The sequence below is a fragment of the Thermosporothrix sp. COM3 genome, assembly GCF_059696735.1.
This window is the reverse complement of sequence record NZ_AP019376.1, coordinates 4,339,958-4,366,675: the sequence shown is the minus strand read 5'-3', so window position 1 is coordinate 4,366,675 and position 26,718 is coordinate 4,339,958. Positions and strand designations below refer to the sequence as shown.

Below are 26,718 nucleotides of genomic sequence, written 5' to 3'. Positions count from 1 at the left end.
CATATGGGTAAATCCAGTTTCTATCCAGATGACGCAGTAGCTACTTCGCAGCAGAAAACGGAGAAAGGTATGCTGGCTCCTTCTCAAGCTGAAGCTGTGATTGAGTCACAGCTTCATCCCTCGTTCTTTCAGCGGCTGGGCGGCGCTCTCTCTGCCTTCTGGCGAGCCTGTACCTCAAATAAGAAGGTTGCAATTGGATGCGTGGTTGTCTTCTTCTTTATCCTGGTCGGCCTGATTGGTCCCATGCTGATTCAGGGTGATCCGAATGCGGTCTCGCATAACGCTAATCAAGCACCTTCTGCACAGTATTGGCTCGGGACCGATGCGACCGGACGCGATCTGTTCAAGCAGCTCATCGCCGGAACGCGAACCTCCGTGTTTATGAGTCTGGCAACGGGGGCGTTGGTCACACTGTTCTCGATTCTGGTTGGGGTGGTTGGTGGCTACTTCGGCGGCCTGGTTGATGACCTGTTGACGCTGCTGACAAACGTCTTCCTGGTGCTGCCCTCTCTGCCTCTGGCAATTGTGCTGGCCTCCTATTTCCCGCGCAATGAGTTGACGGTTGCGCTGGTCATTGCCTTCACAAACTGGGCCTGGGGCGCACGGGTGTTGCGTTCAGTCACTTTGACAATGCGTGGACGTGACTTTGTGACGGCTGCGCGTGCCAGCGGTGAGAGTACCTGGCGCATCATTTTCTTTGAGGTGTTGCCCAATCAGCTTTCAATCATCGCGGCAAGCTTTGTCAGCACCACCGTGTTTGTGATCGTTTTCTCTGCGTCTCTGGACTTTCTGGGTCTGGGCGATCCGTCGAATGCAAGCTGGGGCGGTATGCTGCAACTGGCTTATAAGAGTAATGCATTGATGCTTCAGCAGTGGTGGTGGTTTGTGCCACCTGGCCTGTGTGTTGCATTGCTTGGAGCCGGCCTCTCTTTGATCAACTTCGGTATTGATGAGATTGCTGATCCGCGCCTGCGCAGTGAGCCTGTACCAAAGGAACTGAAACGTAGGAAGGTGATAGTCTAATGGCTACACAGACAAAAACTGAAACATTGCTTGAAGTCAAAAATCTAAGCGTCGACTACTTCGCGGCCAGCGGCACCGTGCACGCGGTCCGCGAAGTCAGCTTTACGCTCAATCGTGGCGAAATTCTCGGGCTTGCAGGCGAGAGTGGCTGCGGAAAGTCAACCCTGGCCTTTGGGGTCGCCCGCCTGCTGCGTCCTCCCGCCTATATTACCGGCGGTGAGGTGATCTATCATCCTCCTGCTTCGCGTGAGGAGCAGGACGCGATTCAGCGTTCCTCGCGCAAGACTGGTAGTGAGCCGGTGGATATTATGCGTCTCTCTCCTGCGGAACTTCGGGCCTTTCGCTGGAATGACCTTGCCGTGGTGTTCCAGAGTGCCATGAACTCGCTCAACCCGGTCATGAGCATCGGTGCCCAGATTATGGATGTGCTTAAGACGCACCGCCCGGATATGGGAAGCGATCGCCGCAAGAAGCGCGCCGCCGAGCTCCTCGAACTTGTTGGTATTGCCCCCGATCGCCTCAAGAGCTACCCGCACGAACTGAGTGGTGGTATGCGTCAGAGGGCCGCGATCGCGATTGCACTGGCTCTAAACCCCGAAATCATTATTATGGATGAGCCGACCACGGCGCTTGATGTAGTGGTACAGCGTGAAATCCTGCAATTGATCAGCTCCCTCTGTAAAGAGCTCTCCACTGCATTGATCTTTATCACGCATGATCTTTCGCTGCTGATCGAGCTGGCTGACAAGATCGCGATTATGTATGCTGGCACCATGATTGAAAAGTCGAGCAGTGTTGATATTTATACCAACCCCCGGCACCCGTATAGCTTTGGCTTGCTTAACTCGTTCCCGAATCTGCGTGGTCCACGGCGCAAGATGGCCGGTATTCCTGGCACCCCTCCCGACCTGCGCCATATTCCTACAGGCTGCCCGTTCCAGGATCGTTGCCCGCTGGTATATGATCAGTGCCGCAGCGTTGTTCCCGAGTTGCAGCCCGCGACCCCCGAGAAACCAAACCAGCTTGTCGCCTGCCACCTGTATGATAAGCGCTACCAGTCGGGCGTTACGCCGACAAAAGAAGTTTTTGCCCAGCGCTATGAAGCTCTGGCCGGAAGGGAGTAACGAATGAGTACTGCCAATCAAGAGATGCGCACAGAACTCGATACATCGGTTCAGCCAATCATGGAGGCTATCAAACTCAAGAAGGACTTCCCGCTCCGTCAGGTTCGTCTCTGGGGCGCTCCCGAGGCTGTGCATGCGGTAGAAGAAGCAACGCTTTCTCTCTATCCCGGGCGTGCGACCGCTCTGGTTGGTGAGAGTGGTAGCGGCAAGACGACAGTTGCGCGTATGCTGGCGCGTCTGTACGATCCCACGTCAGGCTCGATTCTCTTCCGAGGAGAGCCGGTGAAGTTGCAGCGCAGTGCAGCGGCGCTCCGCCAGTATCGCCGTCACGTGCAGATGGTCTTTCAAGATCCATTTGGTTCGCTTAACCCGATTCATAGTATTCGCTATATTCTCTCACGCCCGCTACGCATTCATGGCCATGTGCGCAACTCTCGTGAGGAGACCGAGCAGGTGCTTGCCCTGTTGCGCCGTGTGAACCTGACCCCTGCCGAGCAATTCATTCTGAAATACCCGCACCAGCTTAGCGGTGGCCAGCGCCAGCGTATCGCAATCGCGCGCGCTCTGGCTGTCAAGCCGGAGGTGCTGCTTGCCGACGAGCCGGTTTCGATGCTGGATGTTTCGATCCGCCTGGATATCCTCAACCTCCTGCGTCGCCTGAAGGATGAAGAGAAGCTGGCGCTGCTCTATATCACACACGATATTGCCAGCGCTCGCTACTTCGCTGAAGAGACGCTGGTGATGTATGCAGGCCAGATGGTTGAGGGTGGCCCAAGTGAAGAGGTCACACAGACGCCGAAGCATCCATACACGCAGTTATTGTTGTCCGCTGCCCCCGATCCCGACCGTATTAAGGGGCAGGGCTTCGCCAAGCTGCCCGCACGTGGTGAGATCCCGAGCCTGATTAAACCTCCGACTGGATGCCGCTTCCATCCGCGCTGTCCGCATGCGATGCCGGTCTGTAAAGAGCGCTTCCCTGGACGTACCGACCTGGGACATGGTCACTGGACCCATTGTTTCCTCTATGGGGAGGGCAAGCCGATTCAGGTTCAGAAGAAAACAGATCAGGCCGCAACCAACGACCAGAAATAGAAACGCAGTCAAAAAGAAAGGCTCTCATTCCACGAACGGAGTGAGAGCCCTTTTTTGTGCTGGCTGGCAATTAGACTTCCGCAAACATGCTTTGCAGCTTTTCGGCCTGCTCAACGGTAATCAGGTTATCGATGAACTCATCGATGTTGCCGTTCAGGATGCCGGGGAGATTATGCTTCGACAGGCCAATACGGTGGTCGGTGACGCGGTCCTGTGGGAAGTTGTAGGTGCGAATCTTCTCACTGCGATCGCCCGTCTGGACCTGGGAGCGGCGAGCTTTGCCCTGCTCTTCCTGGCGACGAGCTTGCTCCATGTCCCACAGACGTGCTTTCAGCACCGAGAGCGCTTTTTGCTTGTTCTTCAACTGCGACTTCTCGTCCTGACAGGTAACCACCAGACCAGTGGGCAGGTGGGTGATCCGCACTGCCGAGTCGGTGGTGTTCACGCTCTGGCCTCCATGACCGGAGGAGCGATATACATCTACGCGGATATCATTGTCTTTGATCTCAATCTCGATATCATCATCTGCCTCTGGCAGCACAATGACTTTCGCGGTCGAAGTATGGATACGGCCTTTCGCCTCTGTGGTGGGGACACGTTGAACGCGATGCGTGCCGCCCTCGTATTTCAGCCGACTGTATGCGCCTTTGCCCTTGACGGTAAAGGTGACGTCACGAATGCCGCCCTGTTCAGTCTCGTTAATATCCATGACCTCGATCTTCCAACGGCGGCTATCAGCATAGCGGCTATACATGCGGAAGAGGTCGGCTGCGAAGAGAGCCGCTTCTTCACCGCCAGCGCCACCCTGAATGGTGACAATGGCGTTCTTGTCGTCCATAATATCCTTTGGCAGCAGCGCGATCTGAATCTCTTCAAGGAGCTTCTCTTTGCGCTTTTTCAGTTGCTCCATCTCCTCAAAGGCAAGATCACGCATCTCGCCCTCTTCAAGCTCATAGAGCTCCTGGGCCTCTTTTAACTGCTGCTCGGTCTCGGTCAACTCAGTATATTTCTGGACAACCGGGGCCAGTTCGGCCTGTTCACGGCCGTACCGTTGCAGCAGGGAGACGTCGGCCAGGACATCAGGCTGTACCATAAGCTCTTTCAGCTCTTCATAGCGCTGTGCCAGACCGGCGAGTTTCTGCTTTAAATCCATAGTTGTCTTCTCTTCCTCTCACTTATTCTCTTTCTACCACTCTACGGACACCTGAAGGGATTCTGGCACTGGAAAGACATGCCGGAGTTGGTAGAAAATACTTCTCTCTGTTTATAATCGTTGGATACAGGGAAATGTTCAGAAAAAAGATACAGATTATTATGAGGGCAAAAAGGAGGTATCGCTACCCGGCTGTCAGCAGGTAACGTTTGTGTAGATTGTAGAGAATATGGCTTTGTTCCAGCATGAAGCTGGCGTTGGTGGAAAGCGTCATACAGCTCATGTCAGTATTATATCATGTTTACGGTGGTCGTGAAAGAGCGCTCTTTCACTTTCACGGGATCGATCGTTTTGTTGCATAGCTCATAGATTTCTTGCTCCAGCTGACGTATACTGGAAACATTCTTGTAGGGTTGAAATAGTCAACAGGAGAGGGGACGCGAGCGATGCGTTTCTGTTTTCTTCTTGATTCTATAGAGGAAGATTTTCTTGTCTGCGAAGCTGTGGTAGACCAGCTCGAACAGTGGGGGCATCAGTGCGCAATCGTACGACTGGATATCCAACAGGTTCCGCAGATCGAGGCTTACGATGCATATATTGCATGGTCTATATCTGAAGATTCCACTCTTTCTTTTTTAACACAAGTCGAGGAGCATGCTATTCCGGTGATGAATACTGCGAGAGCGCTGCGCCTGCTCAGGAAGAAGGAGGAGGCGTTACGGTATGCTGCGGCACACGGTATAGCAGTTCCGCCTTTCTCTACTGAAAAGCCGCTGGCGGCGGATATGTACCCCGTGTCTCTGTACCCGCTGCGCAACGAGAAGGCGGCTGTGGTTGTCGAAACGCCTTCCGCGCCCTGGCCCGAGGGTGAGTATCTGCTTCTGAGCAAGATCGCGAAAACGGTTCCTGATCTTCGTATTTGTGTGATTGGCAATGAAGCGCATGCGCTGCGGCGGGGGAAGAACGAGGATGGAGAGACCGTCTATCATGAGACGAGCTTTACGCCAGAACTGCTTCAACTGGCTCGACAAGTTGGAGCGGTCTTTGACCTGGATCTCTACAGCCTCGACATCGTGGAAACAGAACGGGGCCCACTGGTAGTCGCGCTACGAGAACGCCCTATGCCTGAAGGGGTACAGCGCCTGGTCAGTGGAATTGCTGAATATGTCCTCCATACTGCCTATCATGGCCGCGAACACTCTCCATTGGTTCCGGCTTTGATTCGTGGAATGCTCGGCCACCGGCATCTCTGAAGAAATGCCGGGGTCTACCTGAGCTAGAAGATACGCAGATGAGCGATATCATTCATTATATAAAGAACGCGCCGCTGCTGATTTACTCGAACGATGGTGATGCTGGTGTTGACGCAGGGAAAGAAAAACTCCTTATCGAGCTGAAGAACCTCTGCGGCATAGGCGTTAATCACTCCTCCATGTGCGAACAGGAGCACGCGCTGACCGATATGGCGGGCGGCAATCTCGTCAATGGTGGTGACGACGCGTCGGCGAAAGTCCTTTGAGCGCTCGCTGTTGGGGAAAGAATCCCATGTTCCAGATTCGCCCGCAATACGCACAATGTCGTCCTGCCGCTCTTGTAACGCCTTGACGATCTCCTGCGGATTGTTATGTTCGGCAATGGGCACCAGTTCATCCAGATTAATTTCGCGGAGTCCATCAACAAGCTGCGCCTGCAAGCCGAGGTGTTCTAGCAAGGGCGCACCGGTTTCCTGACAGCGCTTCAAGGGGCTGCTATAGGCAGCGTCAAAATGGATCTTTTTGAGGCGTTCTGCCAGGGCAAGCGCCTGTTTTCGTCCTATCTGACTCAGAGGGAGATTATCATAGCGTCCTCCAGGGATCAGTTCGTCTGCTCCCGGAATGGCGTCGCCGTGACGGATCAGAAAGAGCTCCGCCGCGTTTTGTGTGTGCATCAAGAATGGATCTTGCATTGTATTTGTCCTTTAGAGATTCCTTTTAGAATATATAAGGAAGCCGCTGGCTCTACCTGATGTGGTGCAGAGGTTGTCAGGAGAGCAGTGGCTGAAGTTGGTAGGGGTGCTATTGCCTGCTTTATGAGCATTGTAGCAGGCACGCGCGACACTTTCAATAGAGCTTCTGGAACATCTGTTTGTGAATTGGAAATAGATTTCAATGGTGTGTTGTTTCCTATTGATGAAACCTCTTTCGCGTATCGGAACAAAGAGCCTAAACGTGAAAAAGGTACTGAAAAAACGAGATCGAAACCGAATAAATGGAATAATACATCGAGCCACTATGTTATAGTAAGTGAAGTTAGCAATCAGATTGAGAGAGTGCTAGACAGCGGGCTATGCCTGTGGTATACTTTTAGCAGTCGCTCGGCAGATTTGCTAAACGAAGAAGATGGGAATGAGATCTACTTTTCTGAGAAAGAAGAGGAGCATAATAGATTATGAAGTGTGAGCGTTGTCATAAAAATCCCGCCCGTGTACGTGTTGAGCAGGTTATTGATGGGCGAAGAGAGGCGCACTTTCTCTGTCAATCCTGCGTTGACGAGATTATGAATGCAATGGGGCAGATGGGTGGCGGTATGGACGGCGTAGGCCCGATGGGTGGCGGTTTCCCCTTTGGCTTTAATATGGGTGGTGGAAAAGCCGCCTCCTCTGGAAACGTCAATACGGCAACTGCCGAGCGACAGGGCAAGCATAGCAAGACGCCGACGCTCGATCAGTATGGCCGTGACCTGACAGCAGAAGCAGCGGAAGGGAAGCTTGATCCGGCGGCTGGACGAGAAAGAGAATTGCGCCGCCTGATTACTGTTCTGGGGCGCCGCCAGAAGAATAACCCGGTTCTGATTGGTGAGCCTGGCGTTGGTAAAACAGCTATTGTTGAGGGACTGGCACGCAGAATCCAGGATGGAAAAGTACCTCCTCATCTGCGCAACAAGCGCATCGTGTCGCTGAACATTGGTGGTATGGTGGCCGGCGCTATGTTCCGGGGCCAGTTTGAGCAGCGCATCAAGTCCATTCTTGAAGAGCTCCGCGAGAATCCAGACACGATTGTCTTTATCGATGAATTGCATACCGTTGTTGGCGCTGGTGCCGCGGAGGGTGCGGTTGGCGCTGGCGATATGATCAAGCCTGCACTGGCACGTGGTGAGCTGCGCTGTATTGGTGCAACCACGCTGGATGAGTATCGCAAGCACATTGAAAAGGATGCCGCGCTTGAGCGCCGTTTCCAGCCAATTATGGTCAATGAGCCAACCGTTGAGGAAGCGGAGGAGATGCTGAAGATTGTGCGTCCGAACTACGAGGCACATCATGGCGTCTCAATCACCGATGAGGCTATTGAGGCGGCTGTGAAGCTGTCCGACCGCTATATCAATGACCGTTTCTTGCCTGACAAGGCAATTGATGTTATAGATGAAGCTGGATCTTCCCTGCGTTTGGAGGCGAGCGAGAAAGGTATTGTCACTCCAACGTTGATCGAAGATCTGGAGAAAGAACTTGCTGATATCCAGAGTAAGAAAGAGGCTGCGGCCAACGCAGAAGATTATGAGCGTGCAGCCCTGATGCGTCAGCAAGAACTGTTGACACTCAGCAAGCTTGAGAAAGCACGGGCGCAGATGAACGACGATTCGGCGCTGACCGTCACGCCTGAACATGTTGCCCGTGTGATCGAAGCCTGGACCGGCGTTCCTGTCAGCCAGATGCTGGAGAGCGAGCGCCAGAATCTGCGCAATCTTGAACAGGATCTGCGTAAGCGGGTGATCGGTCAGAACGAAGCCATCTCGGCTGTGGCGCGTGCGATCAGACGTTCACGTGCTGGTCTGAAAGATCCGAAGCGACCTATCGGTTCGTTCCTGTTCCTCGGGCCTACCGGTGTTGGTAAGACCGAGCTGGCGAAGGCTCTGGCGGCTGAACTGTTCGGTGGCGAAGACAATATGCTGCGCTTCGATATGTCCGAGTACATGGAGCCGCATACCGTCTCGCGTCTGTTTGGTAGCCCTCCGGGTTACGTCGGCCATGATGAGGGTGGTCAGTTGACTGAGCGTGTTCGCCGGCGCCCGTATAGTGTCATCCTTTTCGATGAGATCGAGAAGGCACATCCAGAGGTCTTTAACGCGCTGTTGCAGATCATGGATGATGGCCGCCTGACGGATGGTCAGGGGCGCACGGTCGACTTCAAGAACACCGTAGTGATTATGACCAGTAACGTCGGTACCTCGGACCTCAAGCGAGCCGCACATCTTGGCTTTGTGACCAAGAAGGGTGACTCGGAGCGCGAGGAGAAGCACGAAGAGATGCGCTCGAAAGCGCTGGAAGGTCTGCGCCGTGTCTTCCGACCGGAGTTCGTCAACCGTATCGATCAGATTGTTGTCTTCCACTCTCTGGGTAAGGAAGAACTCAACCAGATCGTTGACCTGATGCTTGAGCAGGTGCGTGAACGTCTGAGCGAGCAGAAGATTGAACTGGTAACGACTGACGCTGTGCGCGAGTTCCTGCTGAAGGAAGGCTTTAACGAGGAATTTGGCGCTCGTCCGTTGCGCCGCGCTATCCAGACGCATGTTGATGACGTGCTTGCTGATGCCCTGCTCGCAGGTGAGATCGCCAGCGATCAGAAGGTTGTCCTTGATGTTCAGGACGGCAAAGTTGTTGTCTCTAGCCCTGAAATGGTGCAGAACTAATCGTACACGAGCATAGCGGAAGAATCTTTACAAGCGGGTTGGGCTGTTCTTAGCGAGCGGCTCAACCCGCTTTTTTGTGCTTTGCCATGAGGGATGATTCGTTTTCTGACGGAACAGAAGCGTAGCGAAAAACGTACAATACTATAGGGAGCTTTGTGTGCTCATTTTTCCTGATGGCGGCTTTTTATATGCATGTATGAGCACGCACAGGGAGAAGACGCAATGTAAGGGGTAGCTGAAAGCTTCCCTGTTTTCCCGGCTTATGAATGATAAAAAAGAGATGTGAGGATAGAGATGAGTAGACGTTGTTGGCCTGCGAGGCGCTGGCTACAATTGGGAGCTATATCATTGGGTGTTGTTGGTGCGGGAGTAATTGTCAAAAGTTTTATTCCTCCAACAATCGAGCTGGAAGGAGCAGAGAGCGCGCCAGAAAACTGGCAGCGGCACAATCTGCCCGAGATAGATATTTCGTTTTTACGCTGTGGAAGCACACAGGTGCCCGAGTGGCTACTACAGCAGGGAGTGCTCTCCTGGCGACCGCGCACCATCGCCCATAGTGCTGTGTTAATCCGCCATCCCCGAGCGACCTTTCTGTATGATACCGGGCTTTGTGAGGCGATTTCCATACGCTTCATTGCAGAGCAGTCACCTTTCTTTCGGCGCACGCTTGGTCGTTTGACGCAAGAGAAGTCGCTGTCCGAGCTGTTAGGCGGGATCTCGCTTGATTTCGCATTGCTTTCCCACCTCCACTGGGATCATGTAGGCGGGGTTCCAGATATTCCTGGTGTACCGTTGCGTGTGAGCCGTATCGAGTATGAGTCCCTGCTTCAATCAAGAGATAACGAAAAGAAGGAACTCACGCTCCGTCTGATGCAGAACAATCCGGTTGAGGTGTTTGATCTGGAACCGGGAGACATCGCGGGCTTTTCGGCTGCACAAGATCTCTTTGGTGATGGGTCGCTGTTGTTGATCTCGTTGCCCGGCCATACACCCGGAAATACCGGTCTTTTGATTCAGCGTTCCAATGGCTCGCCGCTGTTTCTTGTGGGAGATGCAGGTCACATCGTTGAGAATATTCTTGGTCCAACTCCCCTTCACCCCCTGTTTGGTTCGATGGTGACGACTGATAAAGAGCAGGCCCTTGATACCCTCAAGCGGTTGTACCTCTTTGCGAATGCTCACCCTGAAATTCCCCTGATCTGTATGCACGATGCACAAATGCAGGAAAAGTTCATGAGTTCTGAGCTGGCACGAAAGGAGAGAGCTGTATAATCCGCAGAATCTGGATATCACAGCTTCTTTTTGCTCTATGGTAAAAGAATATGCTACACTGCAAGAAGAGAATAAAGAACGCAGTTTGGGGGAAAGGCAGGAGCCAATGACCGGAGTTCCCAGAGAAGCGCTTGTTGATCGTCAGGGACGCCCGCTGAAGAAATTAAGCTTTGAGCAGCGGGTGCAATTACGCAAGCAGTATACTGCCCGTATTCCTCGCTGGCGGCGTCCTCTGGTGGGCTATCTCTTCAGTGTTCCCTTGATTGTCCTCGCGTGGGGTGGGAATGCATTGCTTTCACTGGCGCTTGGACGAAGCGATGCAAACTTTTTAAGCGCTTTCTTGCTGCTTCCGGTGCTGTTTGTGGCTCTGTTCTGGGGGGTTGGTTCCTCAGTGGTGACGGTTCTGTTCAGTGCGCTTCTGCTCCATATGATGCAGTTTCGCGAAAACGGGTCTAACATGTTGGACTGGCAGAGCGCCATTCAAGTCTTGCCCTTTGTGGTGGCTGGCCTGACTATTGCGCTGATTACGGCCTTGCGCGAGCGTGAACGGCTCAAAGCACTTGCCGCCGAACAGGAATTGCAGGAATATGCTGAGGAACTGGAAGTAATCAACCACAAGCTGGAAGATGCCAACCAGTTGAAGGACCGCTTTATGTCGATCGCGTCACACGAGCTCAAGACGCCTATCACGACGATTCGCGGACAGGCACAGCTAGCGCTGCGCCGTTTAGAGAAGATGCGCGAATTGAGCCCGGAAATGAAAGGAATGAAACAGGCTCTGGAGCGGGTGAATGACCAGACACAACGTCTGACCTCTCTGGTTGAAGAACTGCTGGACGTCAGCAGCCTGAGAGCCGGAAAGGTGGAGCTCCGCAAGCGTTGCTGTGATCTGGCTGAGGTTTGTCGTGAAGTCATTGAGGATCAGCAGCTCCTCAGCGAGCGCCCTATTGAGCTTGTCCTGCCCGAGCAGCCTATCAAGGTACTGATTGACAAGGATCGCCTGGCACAGGTGCTGGTGAATCTGGTCAGCAATGCCTTGAAGTATTCCGCTGAGGGGAGCCCGGTTGAGCTCGGGTTAAAGCGTGAAGAGCATAGCCCGGCTTCCGCTTTGATCTGGGTGAAAGATCATGGAAAAGGGATCGCCCCCGATCAGTTGACCCGTATTTTTGAGGCATTCTATCGCGATCCAGATGCACAGGCTTCTTCCGCGAAGGGCCTGGGACTTGGACTGGCTATCTCGAAAGAAATCGTGGATCGGCACAATGGGCGTATCTGGTGTGAGTCGGAGCCGGGCCACGGGAGCACCTTTTTTGTGCGTCTTCCTCTCTAACATTACTATGGTGGACCTTTCACTGTACGTAAAAAACTGGTGAAGCGACAATGATGTTGCAAGAGGCCTTTCGAGGCCAGAAAAGAGTAGAGGAGGCCCGGAGATGGGCGCACAGCCCTGTCCCGATGAGGATCAGAACGCGCTGATTCTGGAGGCTCAGGGAGGCGATCTTTCAGCTATGGAACGCCTCTTTGAGCGCTATCATGCCCATATTTATCGATACCTGCTTCTCCTGCTCGGGGAGAGCGGAGCGGGGAAAGAACTGACACTGGAAACCTTCTGGCAGATCTGGGAGGCGCTGCCCGGCTTACACGATCCGATGCAATTTGTCCTCTGGCTCTATCGGATTGCAACCAACCTTGCTTATGACGAGCGCTCAACGCTCCCCATTACCTCGCGCTATCAGTGGCAGGCGCTGCCTCCTGATATGGCGCGGATACTGGGGGATGTCGGTCAGCTTCCCTGGCCCGAGCGCCCTTGTCTACTCCTGCATCTGCTGGTGGGCTTCACGGAGTCTCAGATAGCTGATTGTCTGGGCCTTCAGGAGAAACAGGTTACACAGTACATTGAGCGCTCTGTGGAGGCACTTTTACCGCTTAAGGAGCTGCGCCAGATAGTACAAGGTGTGCCGATTCCGCTGCCATCGGTGACCTCCCCTTTCCTCCCCGAGCATATGGAGCGCAGACAGGAGAGGCGGCCCGTGGTCCTGCTTGCCAGCACACAACCGTTTCGCCAGCGGCGCTTTTTACAACTATGTACACGAATCGGGATGCCTGTGCTACTTGTGGTGCTGTTAACATCAAGTGGGCTCTTGTTCTGGCTCAATCGGCCTGTGCAGCCAGCTCCAAAAGGAGAGCCGCTTGCTACCCCGTCCCGGATCTTTGATCCCGCGCACGATCGCCTGAGTTGCTATTTTAACGAGGTGGTCAATCAGCCGTCATCTATTTGTAGCAGGCATCTCTACCAGGATATTAATCAGAGTGTGGAACTGGGTCCCTATAAGCTGCGTGTTGAGCAGATATACGCGGATGTCAATATGATCGGGCTGGCCTATTCGCTGCTGTATCCTCGGGCCAGTGATTCCGACGATAATGTGATGTTGCGTATGTCTCTGCATGTGGGCAACGGTCTGACCATTCCCTTGCAGGCGGAGATGCGGGGGAGAAATCAATCTATCCCCTTTAAAAATGCGCTGTTTAAGATCGCCTTTTATTATCTCAGCCTACCATTGCAACAGATTCCTCAGAAAGCGAATGCGAGTCTACAGATCTCGCAGGTAACCGTGTTACGCACCGATAACAGGGATCGAATTGAACTGTTACGTCCCGCTGATGCATCGCTTCGGATCAACTTTCCGCTCACCTTCCATGCTGGTAGAGCCATTACGCCGATGAGTCAGATCGAGAAGAGCGATCTGCTGTTAGAGAGTGTGATAGCCTCACCAGGCAATGTGCAGATCCTGCTTCGTTGTGTACACTGTGCCACAACGACAAAGCGCTATAACTATACGCTGGTTGTTGGAAATGATGTTGCGATTGCGACGATGGTGTTGACCGGAAAGAATGGAACGGAGCTGCACATCTATTTCCAGGAGTCCTTTGATGAGCGTAACGAGCGCTGGCGGCTTATTATTACCGAGGCGAGTGCGGGCGGCAACAGGTATGAAACAACGTTTGCAGCCCCCGCTGGCGCCTCATGAGTATTAGCTTCCAGGTGATGAGAACGAGGGAATTTTGCTCTGTGCAATCACATAACGGTAAATGGTTTCGTAGCGTCGGGCCATCGCGCGGGCCGAAAAGTGTTCCTCGACATGGGCACGAATGTCCGTCTGGTCAAGGCTGTCCAGATGCGGTATCATTTCTATCATTTCGTCCAGTGTATCCACAACGAAGCCGCTAACGCCATGATGGACAACTTCGGGCGCGGCACCATGTCGGAAGGTGATAACAGGACAGCCAACGGCCATCGCTTCAATCATGACCATGCCGAATGGCTCTTCCCATTCAATGGGATTCAGGAAGCCCCGGGCTCGGCTGAGCAGCCTTCGCTTCTGTTCCATATTGACCGCACCGAGGTAGCGGATGTGCTGGTTATCAATCTGTGGCTCAATGGTCTGATGGAAGTAGTCCTGCGTCTCTTTGGAGGTGTGATCAATGGTCCCGGCCAGCATCAGCGGGATCCCGCTGCGCCTGGCAGCCTCAATGGCGTGATGCGGGCCTTTTTCCGGGGAGAAGCGCCCGAGCCAAACAAGAAAGTTCTCTCGGTGGTGGCCAATTGGTGTATAGTCGTCAGTGGATAATCCGTTAGGAACCACGCCTGCGAAGTTGAGTTGAGGAAGCTGTTGCAGGGCTTGCTTTCGAGCGCTTTCACTGATGGCGACCAGTGGTACCGAGGAGGACCAATCCATAAAGAAAGAGTCGGCATCTCCCTGCCAGTCGTCGCATTGGTCAAAGGGAAAAGGGCTGTGCAATGTCACGACATGTGGTGTAGAAAGGGATGAAAGCAACGGGTACAGGTACATGTCTGCTGGTGAAGAAAGGTGGGCATGTACCACATCGTAGGCCTGTTCCTGAATATGCTCGATGGCTTTCACCAGATGGTAGTATGCTTTAAGGGGCGCGTGCCAGGGTCTTCCCTCTTCCAGCAGAGGGTGGGGAATAAAGGAGATGAGCCGGGCCGAGGTGCGCGTATCTTCTGGCGCGTACATCGTGACCTCATGTCCACTCCTGACCTGTTCTTCTATCAGATGCGCGATCACGGCTTCAGTACCGCCATAGTTTTTGGGGGGTACGCTGATCCAGGGGGGAGCTATTTGTGCTATACGCATGACTATCCTCCATTGTAAGATGACAACAACTACTTCGGACCCAAAAGCTGTGAAATAAGGGTTGGAGAAGTAGAACAGGTAGAGAATCACTTCTTCTGTTATCAGTTACCTGTATGTGTAACGAAGGAGAGGGAAAAAGGGTGACTGTTACCAGCCGAAAAAAGCAGACTGCACTATGCCCCGACGGCAATGTGCAGCGGGTGGAGGAGAAATATCGCTTCTTTAGAAGTCAGTAACGAAACTAATGAAAGCGCGATCTCTGTTGTTCTGGTGTGTGGCGAGCCTCTTGTTCAGGAAGGCGGACCAGGACGCCAGCCCGTAACCGAATACCGATACGGTCCGGAGTGAGCAGATACCAGCCTGTTGTATCATGGGCAACCTGTCCCGGGAGCCAGTGACCCAAAATACACACTTCAAGGTTCTGACCAATCGAAAGCGCCTGCCCGTTGAGCAGCAGGCTGTCTTTCAGGTCGGTGAGGCGAGCTGGACCAGGGCGATGTGTGGGCGACGGAGTGTGAGAGGTCTCAACCATGATTTTGTGGCATTCCTTTCGTTTCAGACATTTCGGCAAGGGTCGAAATAGAGTGATTCTTTATAACACGTTGGAAAGAGTATTTCCGCTTCAGCAGGTGTGTCCGGCACTTGCCATTGTAGCTTGCTTAGCCGTTTGCACTGCCTGTTTATAGCGTAGAGCAGTTGCAGTCGGTCTGGCGGCTTCTCCAAAGGGAGAAGAGACGTGTGAAATGATAGGCCTTCTCTCCTGAAGGTCACGACACCCGATCTGGCTGGCTTGTAAGTGTCGTCAACAATCGTCTTATCCTTGCAAGAAACCAAAATGGAACGAAGGGGCTGCGCAGAAGCGCCCTCCTGACACATTGCTACTGTAGCATATGGCAAAATCACAGGCATCCTTCAAAGGGATGGTTTGCCAGAACAGGAATAGTTTCTCTTCCACTCCTTTTGGGTGATACTGGTGGCATGCTTGAGCGAGCAAGGATATCTATTACCGAAACACGTCAGAAGGCTCCTCCCTTGAGGCCGGGAGATAAATAGTGTACCCGCGCTCTCCGAGTAGAGAAAAAGAATGTCGCTTGATAGGAGATTTCACCTGTATTACACTCTTTTCCATGTGCCGTATCGGTTCTCGTCTGCCCGACGTGGTTCCCTCGTCTAACGCTTCTGGACTGCGTGCCCCTTCCAGGCCAATGCATCGCGACAATGTCGCAAGTATGCCGGTTGTAAGAATCTCCCCGGCATCTGCTCCGGGACGTATCAAGTTCTTGAAGGAAGAAGGGGCATGTGGAATGATGTACCCGGCTTCTCTGACTTCACCTGCTCGCATAGAGATGGGCCACAGCTCACGCCAGTCAGGAAGGGAAAGCAGGCTGAGCCCGGAAAATGATAGAAATTGTAACATAGGAAGGACAAGAAGGCAAATAAGCAGGTTGATGGGGGGCCCGGCTAGCCATCCGTGGGGGACCGCAAACCCCACGGATGTGCTACCGGGAAGGTGAGGGAGCAAAGGGACGGTGCGATAATGTCTGCTTCACGGTCCGTTGCTCTATCAGGCTCGTATAACCGGCATCGGTGTTGCCGAGACGAGCAGAATGTAACCGGTCGAGAGAATGGACGAGATGTCAAAGCCAAAGTGCTTCAGTTTCAGGCGTGTCCGTGAGAGTGCGTCGCGTATGGGCCGCATTTCCTGATCCCAACTGTTCTCTTCCTGGGCTCGATTCAGGTGTCGTCGGGCCTGCGCCACAGCCTCTTCACTCACGCGTCCATTGTAGAAGCTGGCGTACAGCGCTTCATACGGGCAAAAGTACGGGAACATATCCAGTAGCGGCAGCAGGACGCTCATCTCGGTTCCGGTGAACTGTTCTTGAGCGATCATCTGAAGCCGGTCCCCATCGTATGCAAGATACGACAGCGTACCGAATTTGGTATTCAGCGCCAGAATATGCCCTGTCGGGAGCGCATCTTGCAATGAGAAATGGAGAATCTCAGGGTCTTTTTTCACTTCGCAGGTCGCAGCTTTACTTTTACGCGCATAGATCTTTTGCAAAGTCATGGCTGCTCCGTCCTCTCTTGCCGCTCCCGGGCTTTGTTATTGTCGCTCTACTCTCTCCTGTTTTCTAGTTTGTGATATGGAAAAGATATCCGCAAATGAGAATACCGATTGTGCTGAGTGTCAGCAGGGCCAGAAGGTAGTAAAAGCTTCTGTTCTGCACATCTCTCATGCTGGCGCTTGCGATAACAGAAGGTACTGCCTGTGAAGCCGCTGCTCTCGTCTCCACAGGCACCACCCCCTGATAGGGAAGGGACATATCCCGAGGGTGAGCTTGGCCCTCGGGCTTTGCACGTAACCGCTTCGTCATGGGAGGAGGAACATGAATAGCTGTGAATCTGGAGCTATCTGTATATTGTCTGGTATATTGTCTGGCCGTTCCTCCGGGCAGGATATCCGTCCGATGCAATGGTTCTGTGATCGGGGCGGCTCCCTGTCGTCGTGATGTGCGAAGACGCTGGTAACGTGCTGCTCGCTTCTGTTGCGCCATTGGGACGAGAGACATACTGTGTAGCGATCGGGTGATGTGTCTCGCGGGACGGGTTGCCATATCATCTGGCGAAAGTCCCGTCTGGACGTTTTGTGCGGAGTGCGAGAAGGGAGTCTGGTTTGTGACGTTCCCTGTCTGCTGATCCTGCATATGTTGGCGTCCTCCTCTGGAGAGCGTGCCCCGTCTCGCTCAATACCGGCATCCTACATTGAAATTTGTCAATAATAGGTGGTAAGGTGGGTGGAGCAGCACGGCATCCCTGCCGGTTCTGCTGACCGTCAAACTATCAGTCGTCCCTGCTGATATGGACCGAGAATAACATCCTCTCTCGGATTAAGCTGCTTCCGGACCCACTTACCGTATCCACTCTTGCCTTTGTATTCCTTTACTTCTGGCTAGCGGACCTTCTGTTAAAATTATGGACCATAGCCGTACACAAAGGAAAGATCATATGTTATCATTCATTTAAACATATTTATCATTTTTGGGATTGGCTGTCTTTTGCCCTGGAAAATAAACAGTGGGGGGCCGCTCCGGGCGGGTATAATAAGCTGATCATTTTTCCCGGATGATCCAGACGGAAACTATGAATGCACTGAACACGAGCGTGCGAGTAACGATGCTGTTCCTTTTTTTCTTTTCCTCTCGTTTTATACAAGTGAAGGAAAGAAGGATGTGTAATCAGATTACGGGTGCGTAGTGCTATGTATGCGCCAGTGGGACGCAAATGCATGCAGTCAGGAAGGACTTGAGAATAGTGGAGCGCAATCATCCAGAGCATGAGCCATTACCACGTGTACGGCTCACTGAAGCTCGCGTCAGTCTTGCCCTCTCTCAGCAAGAAGTCGCGGAAAAGATTGGAACGACCCATGTGAATGTGAGCCGTTGGGAGCGTGGTATTACCAAGCCCAATCCGTACTTTCGGCGAAAGCTGTGTCAGCTATTTGGGAAAACGGCGCAAGAACTGGATCTGGTGCCTTCACCTGAGGAACAGAAGGCGGAACAGCAAGCAGCAGAGCGGCAACAGGCAGCAAGAGAAGAAGCGAGCAAGCCGCATGAGCGTGTACCAATCTATGATTCTGCGATTCCGCTTCAGCCCGCTATCCGTCTGGTTGGGCGTGATAAAGAGATGGCCCTGATCAAGAAGCGTTTGTTTACCGGGGGCAATGTCGCGCTAACCGCGTTAAATGGGCTTCCCGGTGTTGGCAAAACAGCGCTCTCCGTTGCGCTTGCGCACGATGCGGAGGTACGGGCCCATTTTCGTGATGGGATTCTCTGGGCTGCACTTGGCCCGAAACCCAATGTGCTTGGCTTACTCGGGCGGTGGGGAACGCTTTTAGGAATTGCCCCTTCTGAGATGGCAAGTCTGAGTGATGGTGAGGCATGGGCAAAGGCAATTCATCATGCGATTGGAAGTCGCGCGATGTTGCTGGTTATTGATGATGCCTGGAACGTTGAAGAGGCGCTGGCGTTTAAAGTTGGCGGTCCGAATTGCGCTCACCTGTTGACGACACGCCATTCTGATATTGCGACGTTTATCGCGATGGATGGCGCAACTCGCATTGAGGAACTTGGGGTAGAAGAGAGTATGACGTTACTACGCTCTCTGGCCCCGATGGTGGTTGATCGTGAGCCGCAGAAGGCGCTGGATCTTGTGCAGGCTGTTGGCGGTCTGCCGCTGGCCCTGACGTTGATGGGAAACTATTTGCGGAAACAGTCCTATAGCGGACATGCCCGCCGAATTGCCGCTGCTCTTGAGCGCCTGAGCGACGCCGAGGCCCGTTTAATGGTTAAAGAGCCTCATGGTCCGGTGGAAGGCCATTCAAGTCTGGAAAGCAACCAGCATATCTCGCTTGTTTCGGTTATTTCTGTCACAGATCAATTACTCTCGGAAGAGGCTCGTGCGGCTCTGTATAACCTCTCGGTCATTCCTGCCAAACCAAATACGTTCTCTGAAGATATGGCGCTGGCGGTGGCTGCCTGTGATGTTGAAGTGCTGGACATGTTAAGTGACTCCGGCATTCTGGAAAGCAATGGGACTAGTCGCTATATGATCCATCAGGTTATTCGTGACTATGCAGCCTATCAGCTTGAACTGGATAACGCGGCTGAGAGGGCGGCGCGGGGACGCCTGCTGGACTTTGTGCTTGATTTCGTTGAAACAAATAAGGACGATTATCAACAACTGGAGCAGGAAAGTACCAATATCCTTGCCGCGATGGAGATGGCCTATAACCTGCAAGTATGGGAAACGCTGGTACGCTGTGCCCTTGCCTTTATACCTCATTTCATGCGGCATGGTTCCTATGCGCTGGCTGGTCTGCATCTGCAACATGCGATCGAAGCTGCGCAGGCGCTGAGCCGAAAGCAGGATATAGCGTTGTTACAGCTCTATTATGGACAGGTATTGCAGCAGCAGGGCGATTTTGTGCAGGCAGAAACGACCTTCCAGGATGGATTAGAGGTAGCCCGGCAGATCGAAGATCAGAGCCTTATCAGCGCATTTCTCAATGATCTCGGTTGGGTCAATACCAAAATGGGGAAATACGACCTTGCGGAAGACTATCTTCAACAGGGCTTAACCATTGCCCGCCAGATAGGAGATCTCAAACGTATCAGTTCTATTTTGATGGTGCTTGGATCGGTCTCGATTTACCTGGGAGATTATGCCAAAAGTGAAGCCTACCTGCAAGAAGGGTTGAGGCTGGCTCAGCAGATCGGAGATCAAGAATTAACCTGTTTTATGTTGTCAAATTTAGGGGTGAATGCAGGTCAGAGAGGGGATTTTTCTGTAGCCGCTCAGTATTTCCGTGAAGGTTTGGCACTTGCCAGAAAAATTGGGCAGAAGGATCGAATTTGCTCGTTATTAACAAATCTTAGTGGGGTTGAAATAGAACTGGGAAAGTATCAGCAAGCTGAGAATAGCTGCCAAGAAGGTCTTGAGATAGCTTATCAGATCGAACATAAGGAACGTTTAAGCGCATTACTTATTAATCAGGGAATAGCCTTCCGAGGACAGAGGAAATTTGAAAGGGCAAAACGAAGTTTTGAGAATAGCCTGAAATTGGCAAGAAAAATAGGAAACCCTTTTATGATAGCTCTTGCTCTGTGTGAATATGGAACGTTGTTGCTTGATCTTGAGGAAATAGAGAAAGCAAAAGAAGCGTTTCAGGATGTATTGACTATTACTCCTAAAGGGGCTGCTGATCTTCTGGCCCTTGCTCAATATGGGCTTGCAAAGATAGCGGCGTCACGCGGGGAAATAGAGAAAGCAAAAGCGCTTGGTTCTGAAAGTGCCGTAAGTCTGGAAAACATGGGGCACCGTAATGCACATGAGGTGAGGGATTGGTTAGCTTCACTGTAGGTTGCTTGGGACGCAGGGGCGCTTCTTCACAAAAGCGCCCCTGCTTTTTAGATATTATTCTGGGAAGAATGCAAATGGGTGAATTACACCGGGATCACTAGGTGTTCCAGCCCCTGCTGCATGAACGCCGGTTGTGACTTGAATAGCTACAAGCGTAAGCGCCAGCAACAGAACCAGTGCCGGTATAATCCAGAGCATGAGTTTCTTTTTGTTCATGTGCGTGTCTTCCTTTCTTCAAGTGGGAGCGAACAGAAAGCCTTTAGATAAAGTAGTGTGGTATCCGGAACCTCTATTTGTTAATAGGATCGAGCCTTTGCCTTAACTATAAGGCAACTTATCTGAGTTCGTCCGATCCCTTGCTGCCCACGCAGCGTATATCTACAGGACAGGTACTAGCTTACTATATCCAGGTTTACTACTTCAAGCTTTTCTGTTCCTTTTCCCCTAAAATACCTGGTGCTTTATATTTGTTCAGTGGAGCCATTCCCTCGGCTTCATATGAACGGCAAAAGCGTATTGTCTGTTTCCCTGGCTCCCTCCAGGTTCTCCCTGTATAAAGAGAAAGCAGACAATATATTATTATGCTGGACTGCCTGCTAGTGCCGGGATTTGCTGGCAAACACAGTTCTACTTCTCATCTGGAAATGCAGTAGCGTAGATACTGTCCCTCCGCTTTTCTGGTCTAGCACAGACGATACCTGTTAATGTACTATCTTTATATTGAAGATAGTATAAGATGTATCGATGTTTTTCAACAAATTTTGCCTTCTCGACAAAAAAGTACTACCCGGAAGCGGATCGTTGCCATCAAAACAAGAAGCCGAAAAACTACTTCAAGCAGCATTATAATATAAAGCCCGTTTTGCCTTCAATGAGTTTCCGTGAAAATCGTGTGAAAATTCGGCGGTTTTTCGGATAGACATTTTCTTTTTGGGCATTCATACTTGTATCAGGCTATAATTAGTACAAGCTAAAGAGGAGTGTTTTAAATTATCTGGAATGAAAAAAGTTTGACAGAAGTTATGCCTTTTAGGGGTGAAGAACTGTGTTATTATAGGTAATGATAAATAGTATGGGCGCATAAAGGCCGCAGGCAGAAAAGAGTGATCAAGAAGAATGCTCGAAAAAGCAGCAATAGAGCTTGCAAGGAAGCCGATCCGGTGACAAAAAAAGAGCTGGTGCAGAAAGAACGAGAACCGATCTATGATTCTGCAATCCCCCAGTTGCCTCCATTTCCGTTGGTCGGGCGTGCCGAGGTACTGGAAGCAATCAAGCAGTGGATCTGGACCGCTGACGATGAATTGAATGATGGTGGAGGGACTGTCGCTCTGTATGGGACGCCGGGCGTGGGAAAAACAGCGCTGGCGACTGCACTGGCGCATGACCCCGAAGTAAGAGCGTATTTTCTTGATGGCGTTTTGTGGGCAGGGTTAGGCTTAGCGCCTGATCCGACCACTATTTTGAATAGGTGGGGCACATTGCTTGATGTTTCTCCCACTGTTCAGGCAAAGCAAAAGAGTGATGAGTGGAGACGTCTGTTGCAGGAGGCGATAGGGGAGAGAGCTTTTCTGATTGTCCTTGATGATGCTTGGAGGATCGAGGATGCACGAAACTTACAAATTGGTGGCCCCTACTGCGCGTATCTAATTACGACGCGTTCTTCAGAAGTTGCTGCTACACTGGCCGGTGAGGGGGCTGTGAAAGTCGAGGAACTGAGTCAGGAAGAGGGCGTACAATTGTTGCAAATGCTTGTTCCCGGGCTGGATATGACTGAGAAGGCCCAACAACTCGTTCAAGCGGTCGCTGGCTTGCCGCTGGCGCTTAAATTACTCGGAAATTATGTGCGCAAGCAGGCCTATAGTGGGCGTACCCGCCGGATTATTGCGGCTCTGGAACGTATTGAGCGTTTGGATGAACGGTTGAGTATTCAGGAGCCGCAAGCTCCGACCGAACAACATCCCAGCTTGAACGCAGATCTACCGCTTTCTTTACGGGCAGTTATTGCAATCTCTGAACACCAATTGCCAGAACAGTTGCAGCGAGCTTTTTATGCGTTGGCGACGATCCCAGCCAAGCCAAATACATTCTCGGAGGAGATGGCATGTGCAGTAATGAATTGTACTGTTGAGCAGTTTCATCTCGTGCGTGATAGTGGATTGCTGGAACTCAGTTCTCAGGGACGCTATACCATCCATCAAACGGTACATGATTATGCCTGGCAACGTTTGCACGAGGTTGGTGGACTTGAGAAGGCGTACTGCCGCTTGCTCTCTTATTTGATGGATTTTGGTGAGATGTATCAAAAAGAATATGAGCTATTACAACAGGAGTGCGTCACTACTCTTGCCTGCCTGGAACAAATAGTCGGTATGGGGAAAGGGAAAGAGTTTGCGGAACTCTTTTTGATGTATGTACCGTTTTTAATGAGCACTGCTCATTATGAAATTACCAGACAGCTTGCTTTACGCGCTGAGGCGATTGGCTGGGAGTACAAGGCTCCGGTACTTGTTGTTCGGGCCCTCTTTTATCAGGGACAGGTATTACAAAAGTTGGCACATCTTGCTCAAGCCGAAGAATGCTTCCGCGGTGCTCTCGAACTCGCTCAGCAGATGAATAATGAAGAATATATTTGTAGCGCTCTAACGGAGCCAGGATGGATTGAGTCAAAGCGAGGACCATATGAGCAAGCAGAGCAACATCTACTGGACGGGCTTTATATGGCAAATAAGCTATAAAACAAGCAATATTTGTGCTTTATATTTAAAAATTTAGGAACTTTATATATTTATAGAGGGTGCTATAAGCAGGTAGAAGTCTATTTACAGGAGGGGTTATCCCTTGCAGAACTTCTTCATGATCGAGAGTTAATGTGCCTTTTAATAGCGAATCCAGGTGTAAATCTGAGGGAGCAGGGAAGGCATGAGGAGGCGAGAGAAAATTTGCAAAAAGCGTTGATATTGGCCGAGCAGATAGGCTACAAGGAGCAAGTATGTAATTGTTTGCTCAATCTTGGTGGATGCGAACTTGCATTAGAGAACTATAAAGCGGCCAGAAAATATTTTCAAGATGCATTGGTGCTTGCTCAACAACTGGGACTTCGCGAATGGATTTGTGGAGTTTATAGCAATCTGGCAACGACGGCTATGCTTGAAGAAGACCGTGAACAGGCAGAGGTTTATTTTCAAGAAGCCATCAAACACGCACGACAACTCGGCTATGTATTTGTTCTTGCCACTGGCTTCTACGAATATGGCAATATGCAACTGCGTCAGGGCCGGCTCGATGAAGCGGAAGCGCTTTTTCGCGAGATGTATGCATTGGCGCCGTATGGGGCTCAAGAATTACTTGCGCTGGCCTACCATGGAATTGCTCGTGTTATGGCGCGCGCGGTCATCTGGGAGAGGCACAGCGATGGGGAGGGATTGGCCGTATCTATGCTGGAATCGATCGGGCATAGAAATGCGCAAGAAGCTAGAAAATGGTTGAATACATTAAGAATGAAGCATTCACAATAAATAGTTATGGACTATCAAGAAAAAGAACTGTGTGTATTTGTTGTTCATCAATGCATCAGCTTATGGTATGATAGGAGTCAGCCGGTATTTGAAAGGGGAAAAGCGGATCAGCAGGAAAACAGAAGGACGAGAGGCGATGTTTATTTAAGAAATGGGCGCCTGTAGCGTCTACTTCTGTTGTGGACCATTCGTACTCCTTTGTCCCGGGTTATCAGAATGTTATATAGGTTGACATGTTGCAGGGCTGTTTCTCGTCTGCCCCGGTTCTACTAGATGAAAATCTAGGCTGTATGAACGCATGTCGGTGAGATGCCGTAAAGAAGTACAATTAAGAAGAACGCAGAGGATGCGAGTGCAAAAAGTCAAGGATGGCGACCTTCTCATATGTGCGTCAATATGTGAGAAGCGGGCCGCTACAGAGGAGTTCTCCACATGGCGAAAATAGAAACTGATGTGTATCGGGCAGCAATGGTTTTTAGCCGTGAATGGTTTGAGCCACAACCGGTTTATGATCCTGCGATTCCTCCGCTATCGTCCCTGCCCTTAGTCGGAAGAGAAGATGATCTGGAAGCGCTCAAACAGCGAGTCTGGGAAGGCGGGAATGCGTCCCTGACGGTGCTGCACGGGCTGCCAGGTGTTGGAAAGACCTCTCTGGCCGCGGCTCTAGCTCATGATCCTGAGGTGAGAGAACACTTCTGTGATGGCATCTTATGGGTCGGGCTGGGCACTTCTCCCAATATCAGTGGGGCGCTCAGTCGGTGGGGGCGTCTGCTTGGCCTGGATTATCCACAAGAACAGCCATTAAAGAGCTATGAGGAATGGGCCCAGGCGCTTCATCACATTCTGGGTTCTCGACGCATGTTACTTGTCATCGACGATGCATGGAGCGTGGAAGCCGCCATGCCTTTCAAACTGGGTGGACCACTCTGTTCTCATTTGATTACCACACGCTTCCCGACCATTGCCAGCCATTTCACCGTTGACGGCCCGATGCTGTTGAAAGAGCTGAATGATGAACAGGGTATGCAGCTCTTACAGATGCTGGCTCCCCATTTGGTCGAACAGGAAAGGCAGCATCTTTCGGCACTGGTTCAGGCCGTAGGTGGCCTACCGCTGGCCTTGAACCTGATTGGAAATTATCTCAAGCAACAGGCGATAGGGGAAACGCAAGAAAAGCAACTGGAAACAATCCTGCGGTTGCTGAGGGATACAGAACAGCGGCTTCAGCTTCGAGGAGAAGATCAAGACCCTTTGCGCTTGCCTGCCAGTACGCTTTCGTTACAATCGGTGATTGCGCTTACCGATCAACAGTTATGCGAACAAGCTCGTAAGGCGCTTTACGCCTTATCTGTGCTTCCGCCCAAGCCGGATACCTTTTCAGAAGAGGCCGCACTTATGGTGGCCGACTGTGATAGTGATACCCTGGATATGCTGGTTGATGCCGGACTGCTTGAATGCCGGAATTTTGATCGCTTTACCCTGCATAAGACGATAGCTGATTATGCGAGTGCTCGGCTCAAGAAGCTGGCGCTTGCTCCTGAGCAGGGGCCTGCTCTGCGCCTGATCCGCTATGTGCTTGCATTCTTGCAGGAGCAAGCGCACGAGTATGACGCGTTTGAGAGAGAAAGTGCGACAATCATGGTCGCGCTTGAGGCCGCGTTTCGGCTCGGCATGTTCCCTGAGTTTATTCAGGGGAGCATGGCCTTTCTTCCCTTCTTGTTGATGCGTGGGTCATATGTGCTGGCCGAGCAGCTTGCTGACAGAAGTTATCGGGCTGCAATGGAGATACAGAGTCAGCAGGAGGTGATGGAGGCGATCTACTGGCGCGGGGAGATCGCTTCGCGTAAGGGAGATTTCTCGCGAGCAAATATCCTGTATCTTCAGGGGGTTCAGCTCGCCCGGGACCAGAGCAATCGCCTGTTCATTTCGGCCTTTCTGAGCAGTTTGGGAAGCCTGGCGTGGCGCATGGGTTCCTATGAGGAGGCTGAGGTATTTCTGCAAGAGGGGCTGGCGATTGCCCGTGAAGGGGGCTATCACAAATACCTTGTTCGTATCTATAAAGCGTTTGGCGCACTGACCTGCACGAAGGGCGAGTATGATCGCGCTATCGGGTACCTTCAAGAAGGGCTGGAACTGGCACGACAATATGACTATCGCGATATGGAATGCTATATCCTGATGAATCTCGGGGTGACGTATGCAGAGACCGGAGATTTCGCCCGGGCTGAGCCCTATTTTCGGGAGGGCTTGCAAACGGCGCGGCAATTGCGACATCGCGAACTGTTGTGTATGATTTTGCTCAACCTCGGAACACTTTCCTATGAGGGGGGCAATTACCAGGATGCTGACACGTTTTTGGAAGAGGGTTTGACGATCGCAAAGAGTATTGATCTGCGTGAATGGGTCTGTCTCCTTACAATAAATAGAGGTGAACTCAAAATCAGACAGAGCCATTTTGATGAGGCTGAGCCCTATTTTCGGGAGGGCTTGCAACTGGCACGCCAGATCGGGAACCGCCGGGCGATCGCCGCTGCCTTACTCGGATATGGAGAACTCCATCTGTACAAGTTCGAGTTGGAAGAAGCAGAACAGGCATTTCAGCAAGCACTGCAAGAAATGCCGAAGAGTGATCAGGGGCTCCATATTGGCGGTTGGTATGGACTGGCGCGGGTGGCTCAGGCGCGTGGCAAAATCGACGAGGCCCGAGAGCGAGGAAAAACATGCTTGCGCTATGTAGAGAATGGTGGGCATCGGCTGGAAGAAGAAATACGGCTCTGGATCAATAAATTGTCAGCCTGAAT

At 51.9% G+C, this 26,718-nt stretch carries 20 protein-coding genes; 13 read left to right on the top strand and 7 right to left on the bottom strand.

The genetic code is table 11. From position 1 onward, the window contains the following. The first annotated feature begins 3 nt into the window (after window positions 1-3). From KTH_RS18515 to KTH_RS18505, 3 genes are read left to right on the top strand one after another with little or no spacing between them, the layout of a single operon-like run. On the top strand, window positions 4-1,023 hold the full coding sequence (locus KTH_RS18515) for an ABC transporter permease (RefSeq protein ID WP_111318816.1): 1,020 nt from the start codon (window positions 4-6) through the stop codon (window positions 1,021-1,023). Continuing rightward, window positions 1,023-2,147: an ABC transporter ATP-binding protein gene (locus KTH_RS18510; protein ID WP_111318814.1), complete on the top strand. Its 1,125-nt coding sequence runs from the start codon at window positions 1,023-1,025 to the stop codon at window positions 2,145-2,147. The genes KTH_RS18515 and KTH_RS18510 overlap by 1 nt, the downstream gene beginning before the upstream one ends. A gap of 3 nt (window positions 2,148-2,150) precedes the next feature. Then, window positions 2,151-3,239, top strand: a complete 1,089-nt coding sequence (locus tag KTH_RS18505; protein ID WP_111318812.1) for an ABC transporter ATP-binding protein — start codon at window positions 2,151-2,153, stop codon at window positions 3,237-3,239. A gap of 70 nt (window positions 3,240-3,309) precedes the next feature. Here KTH_RS18505 and prfA read toward each other — a convergent pair whose 3' ends face one another. Continuing rightward, window positions 3,310-4,392: a peptide chain release factor 1 gene (prfA, locus tag KTH_RS18500; RefSeq protein ID WP_111318810.1), complete on the bottom strand. Its 1,083-nt coding sequence runs from the start codon at window positions 4,390-4,392 to the stop codon at window positions 3,310-3,312. Between the two features lie 503 nt (window positions 4,393-4,895). Here prfA and KTH_RS18495 point away from each other — a divergent pair. Then, entirely contained in the window at window positions 4,896-5,645 is a 750-nt protein-coding gene (locus KTH_RS18495; protein ID WP_497620429.1) for an ATP-grasp domain-containing protein, read from the top strand. 23 nt (window positions 5,646-5,668) lie between these two features. Here the strand turns inward: KTH_RS18495 and KTH_RS18490 are convergent, their stop codons facing one another. Beyond that, window positions 5,669-6,337 (bottom strand): histidine phosphatase family protein, encoded by a 669-nt coding sequence (locus KTH_RS18490; protein ID WP_497620427.1) that lies wholly within the window; start codon window positions 6,335-6,337, stop codon window positions 5,669-5,671. An 87-nt stretch (window positions 6,338-6,424) separates the two neighbouring features. Here KTH_RS18490 and KTH_RS18485 point away from each other — a divergent pair, with 87 nt between their 5' ends. The 5 genes from KTH_RS18485 (at window position 6,425) to KTH_RS18465 (ending at window position 13,355) form a co-directional block, all read left to right on the top strand. Further along, window positions 6,425-6,823, top strand: a complete 399-nt coding sequence (locus KTH_RS18485; protein ID WP_497620425.1) for a hypothetical protein — start codon at window positions 6,425-6,427, stop codon at window positions 6,821-6,823. Next, window positions 6,820-9,054, top strand: a complete 2,235-nt coding sequence (locus tag KTH_RS18480; RefSeq protein WP_497620423.1) for an ATP-dependent Clp protease ATP-binding subunit — start codon at window positions 6,820-6,822, stop codon at window positions 9,052-9,054. Before KTH_RS18485 ends, KTH_RS18480 begins: the two co-directional genes overlap by 4 nt. Before the next feature lie 294 nt (window positions 9,055-9,348). After that, window positions 9,349-10,326 carry an MBL fold metallo-hydrolase gene (locus KTH_RS18475; RefSeq protein ID WP_497620421.1) on the top strand — a complete coding sequence of 326 codons (978 nt, stop codon included), beginning with the start codon at window positions 9,349-9,351 and terminating at the stop codon, window positions 10,324-10,326. A 106-nt stretch (window positions 10,327-10,432) separates the two neighbouring features. Further along, the gene (locus KTH_RS18470; RefSeq protein WP_497620419.1) at window positions 10,433-11,656 is read left to right on the top strand and encodes a sensor histidine kinase; all 1,224 of its coding nucleotides are present in this window, start codon (window positions 10,433-10,435) and stop codon (window positions 11,654-11,656) included. Window positions 11,657-11,759: 103 nt separating this feature from the next. Next, window positions 11,760-13,355 (top strand): RNA polymerase sigma factor, encoded by a 1,596-nt coding sequence (locus KTH_RS18465; protein WP_497620417.1) that lies wholly within the window; start codon window positions 11,760-11,762, stop codon window positions 13,353-13,355. 3 nt (window positions 13,356-13,358) lie between these two features. On the opposite strand, the gene KTH_RS18460 is transcribed toward KTH_RS18465, so the two are convergent. The 4 genes from KTH_RS18460 to KTH_RS18445 all read right to left on the bottom strand — a co-directional run bounded on the left by KTH_RS18460 (window position 13,359) and on the right by KTH_RS18445 (window position 17,188). Then, on the bottom strand, window positions 13,359-14,483 hold the full coding sequence (locus KTH_RS18460) for a glycosyltransferase family 4 protein (protein WP_497620415.1): 1,125 nt from the start codon (window positions 14,481-14,483) through the stop codon (window positions 13,359-13,361). Window positions 14,484-14,724: 241 nt separating this feature from the next. Beyond that, the gene (locus KTH_RS18455) at window positions 14,725-15,015 is read right to left on the bottom strand and encodes a DUF5348 domain-containing protein (RefSeq protein ID WP_111318792.1); all 291 of its coding nucleotides are present in this window, start codon (window positions 15,013-15,015) and stop codon (window positions 14,725-14,727) included. A 1,032-nt stretch (window positions 15,016-16,047) separates the two neighbouring features. Further along, window positions 16,048-16,551, bottom strand: coding sequence for a hypothetical protein (locus KTH_RS18450; RefSeq protein ID WP_497620413.1), 504 nt, complete (start codon window positions 16,549-16,551; stop codon window positions 16,048-16,050). 64 nt (window positions 16,552-16,615) lie between these two features. Further along, on the bottom strand, window positions 16,616-17,188 hold the full coding sequence (locus tag KTH_RS18445; RefSeq protein ID WP_497620411.1) for a hypothetical protein: 573 nt from the start codon (window positions 17,186-17,188) through the stop codon (window positions 16,616-16,618). Window positions 17,189-17,795: 607 nt separating this feature from the next. On the opposite strand from KTH_RS18445, the gene KTH_RS18440 reads away from it, so the two are divergent. Then, a complete protein-coding gene (locus KTH_RS18440) occupies window positions 17,796-20,402 on the top strand; it encodes a tetratricopeptide repeat protein (RefSeq protein ID WP_497620409.1) in 2,607 nt (868 codons plus the stop codon). 54 nt (window positions 20,403-20,456) lie between these two features. Here KTH_RS18440 and KTH_RS18435 read toward each other — a convergent pair whose 3' ends face one another. After that, on the bottom strand, window positions 20,457-20,618 hold the full coding sequence (locus KTH_RS18435; protein ID WP_170142316.1) for a hypothetical protein: 162 nt from the start codon (window positions 20,616-20,618) through the stop codon (window positions 20,457-20,459). Window positions 20,619-21,562: 944 nt separating this feature from the next. Here KTH_RS18435 and KTH_RS18430 point away from each other — a divergent pair. From KTH_RS18430 to KTH_RS18420, 3 genes are all read left to right on the top strand, one after another. Next, window positions 21,563-23,137, top strand: coding sequence for an NB-ARC domain-containing protein (locus KTH_RS18430; protein WP_497620407.1), 1,575 nt, complete (start codon window positions 21,563-21,565; stop codon window positions 23,135-23,137). Window positions 23,138-23,269: 132 nt separating this feature from the next. Beyond that, window positions 23,270-23,917, top strand: coding sequence for a tetratricopeptide repeat protein (locus tag KTH_RS18425; protein WP_497623258.1), 648 nt, complete (start codon window positions 23,270-23,272; stop codon window positions 23,915-23,917). A 432-nt stretch (window positions 23,918-24,349) separates the two neighbouring features. Beyond that, complete coding sequence (locus KTH_RS18420; RefSeq protein ID WP_497620405.1) at window positions 24,350-26,716, top strand: tetratricopeptide repeat protein; 2,367 nt, start codon at window positions 24,350-24,352, stop codon at window positions 26,714-26,716. Window positions 26,717-26,718 lie beyond the last annotated feature (2 nt).